Annotated in this window: 4 protein-coding genes; all 4 read left to right on the top strand. The window is 65.8% G+C overall.

What is annotated here, in order from left to right:
* The first annotated feature begins 58 nt into the window (after window positions 1–58).
* The 4 genes from AVS7_RS13550 (at window position 59) to AVS7_RS13535 (ending at window position 3002) form a co-directional block, all read left to right on the top strand.
* The gene (locus tag AVS7_RS13550; RefSeq protein WP_020228948.1) at window positions 59–451 is read left to right on the top strand and encodes a helix-turn-helix domain-containing protein; all 393 of its coding nucleotides are present in this window, start codon (window positions 59–61) and stop codon (window positions 449–451) included.
* On the top strand, window positions 448–780 hold the full coding sequence (gene tnpB, locus AVS7_RS13545; protein ID WP_020228947.1) for an IS66 family insertion sequence element accessory protein TnpB: 333 nt from the start codon (window positions 448–450) through the stop codon (window positions 778–780). Before AVS7_RS13550 ends, tnpB begins: the two co-directional genes overlap by 4 nt.
* 80 nt (window positions 781–860) lie before the next feature.
* Entirely contained in the window at window positions 861–2387 is a 1527-nt protein-coding gene (locus AVS7_RS13540) for an IS66 family transposase (protein WP_034690937.1), read from the top strand.
* Window positions 2388–2411: 24 nt separating this feature from the next.
* The gene (locus tag AVS7_RS13535) at window positions 2412–3002 is read left to right on the top strand and encodes a plasmid pRiA4b ORF-3 family protein (protein WP_020228945.1); all 591 of its coding nucleotides are present in this window, start codon (window positions 2412–2414) and stop codon (window positions 3000–3002) included.
* Window positions 3003–3037 lie beyond the last annotated feature (35 nt).

Here is a 3037-nt window from a genome sequence, read left to right as displayed (position 1 = left end):
GTATGCGTCCGGCAAACCCATCTTGAGATAGCCTGTTCGAGCAGGCATCGTGTGCACGATGGAGATCATGCACACCATGGCGAACGAGGCGATCGCCCCAAACCCCAAGCGGCGCTTCTACAGTCCAGAACTCAAGGTCCAGGTCGTGGCGCAATGCCGGGCGGATGGCGCGTCGATTGCGGCTGTGGCCCTGGCCCACGGCATCAACGCCAACATCGTTCATCGCTGGCTACGCGAGCACCCGGCGGCGGCGCCCAAACCCATCAATCCGTTCATCCCGCTGAACCTTCCCTCGCCTGAGGTTGCGGACGCCGCACCTGTTCGCGTGGCGGGGAGTCCCTCGGCGGACATTCGCGTCGAGATCCGGCGCGGCACAGGCGTTATCACGGTGAGCTGGCCTGTCGAGGCGTCGTCGTCCTGCGCGGACTGGCTGCGGGATTGGCTTCGGTGATCCGGATCGACGCAGCCTGGCTGGCCACCACCCCGCTGGACATGCGCGCCGGCACGGATACGGCACTCGCCCGAGTCATCGCCGTCTTCGGCGCCGCCCATCCCCACCATGCCTACCTGTTCGCCAACAAACGCGCCAACCGCATCAAGATCCTGGTGCACGACGGCATCGGTATCTGGCTGGCCGCACGCCGACTGCACCAGGGCAAGTTCATCTGGCCCCTGGCCGGTGGCTCCAACCATGCGCTGCAGCGCCAGCAGCTCGATGCGCTGGTCATGGGCCTGCCCTGGCAGCGCCTGGCCGACGGCGGCGTCATCACCGTGGTCTGACTCTCCGGCAGCGATGGGTACTTGCCAATTGGTGCATGCGCCAATGGTGCACGCGTTTCGGTGCGGGCATCATGACGGCCATGGTGGTGGAGCCGCAATCTCTGGAAGGGCTGAGCGCCGATCAACTGCGCGAGATGGCTGCCCGCCTGATCACGCAGCTGCGCCATCAGGGCGCCTTGCTGGAGAAGCTCACCCACGAGAATGCGCTGCTCAAGCGCATGAAGTTCGCCGCACAGTCTGAGCGCTTCAACCCCGAGCAGAAGAGCCTGTTCGAAGACGAGATCGAGGCCGACCTGGCGGCCGTGGCCACCGAGATCGACGCCCTGCAGCAGGAGCCAGCGGCGGCGAACCTGCAGGAGAAGAAGCAGCCCAAGCGGCTTGCGCTCCCGGCGCACCTGCCGCGCCGCGACATTCACCACGAACCCGAGTCCACCACCTGCCGTACCCCGGGTTGCGGCTGCCAGCTCAAACGCATAGGTGAGGACGTGGCCGAGAAGCTGGACTACGTGCCGGGCGTGTTCAGCGTGGAGCGTCACATCCGCGGCAAGTGGGCCTGCTCCCAGTGCGAAACCATCACCCAGGCGCCGGTGGATGCTCACGTCATCGACAAAGGCATCCCCACCGCCGGCCTGCTGGCCCAGGTGCTGGTGGGCAAGTACGCCGATCACCTGCCGCTGTACCGCCAGGAAGCGATCTTCGGGCGTGCCGGGCTGGCCATCCCGCGCTCGACCCTGGCGCAGTGGGTGGGCACATGCGGGGTGCGGCTACAGCCGCTGGTGGATGCGCTCAAGGCTGAGATCCTGCAACGCTGCGTGCTTCACGCGGATGAGACGCCGGTGGCGATGCTCAAACCGGGGGAGGGTAAAACGCACCGCGCCTACCTGTGGGCCTACGCTCCAGGGGCGTTCGAGAACATGAAAGCCGTGGTCTACGACTTCTGTGAGTCGCGTGCCGGCGAGCACGCCCGGGCATTCCTGGGGGAATGGAGAGGCAGCCTGACCTGTGACGACTTCAGCGGCTACAAGGCGTTGATCGCCAGCGGGGTGACGGAGGTAGGTTGCCTGGCGCATGCGCGCCGCAAATTCTTCGACCTGCACGCGGCCAACAAGAGTCAGATCGCCGAGTTCGCGCTGCAGCAGTTCGCCCGGGTTTACGACATCGAGCGCGAGGTCAGGGAGCTCGATGCCACGCTGCGCCGGGACATTCGGCGCAGGCAGACCCAGCCGGTGCTCGACGCCTTGCACGAATGGATGCAGCTGCAGCGCCAGAAGGTGCCGGATGGATCGGCCACCGCCAAGGCACTGGACTACAGCCTGCGGCGCTGGGAGGCGTTGACCCGGTTCGTCGATGATGGCCAACTGCCCGTGGACAACAACTGGATGGAGAACCAGATCCGACCGATCGCCATTGGCAGGAACAACTGGCTGTTTGCCGGCAGCCTGCGTGCGGGCCAGCGGGCGGCGGCGGTGATGAGCCTGATCCAGTCGGCGCGCATGAACGGGCACGATCCGTATGCCTATCTCAGGGACGTCCTCACACGGCTGCCCACGCATAGGGCCAGCCGTATCGAGGAGCTCTTGCCGCATTGCTGGCAACCCGCGACCTGACGCCAGGGCTGGTAGCCTTGGGGAATGAGCACGCTCAAGAAACCTCGGCGCTCCTCCACCCCGCAGCGCGTCTATCAACTGCACGTTGAACTGGAATACCTGGAGCCGGCCATCTGGCGGCGGCTGTGGGTGCCCGACACATTGACGCTGGACAAGCTCGACCGTGTCATCCAGACGGCCATGGGCTGGAAGAACGCGCACCTGCACGCCTTCACCGTGGGCCAGGTGCGCTACGCCGCTTCTGATCCGGACTGGTCCTCCCGCATCGAGACCCGAGATGAGCGTCTGTGTGACCTGGCGGCGGTGCTGGCGGACGGCACCGGCGAGTTCATCTACACCTACGACTTCGGTGACGACTGGCGCCACCGCATCCGGGTGGAGGCCACCTTGGAGCCTGGCGAGAAGAATCGCAGGCCGTTGTGTGTGGCGGGCGCCAATGCCTGCCCACCCGAGGACGTGGGTGGCCCACCTGGCTACAGCGACTTCCTGCAGGCCATCACGGACCCAGTGCATCCGCAGCACCTGGACATGTGGAAATGGAATGGTGGCCCCTTCGATCCAGCGGGCTTCGACCTCAATGGCGTCAATGCCGCCATGCGCAAGCTGCGCCTGTAGTCATCCGGTCAAGATGGGTTGGCCGGACGCTTACG

The organism is Acidovorax sp. MR-S7, from assembly GCF_000400995.2.
Lineage (GTDB): Bacteria > Pseudomonadota > Gammaproteobacteria > Burkholderiales > Burkholderiaceae_C > MR-S7.
This window is presented reverse-complemented; position numbering and strand designations above follow the sequence as displayed.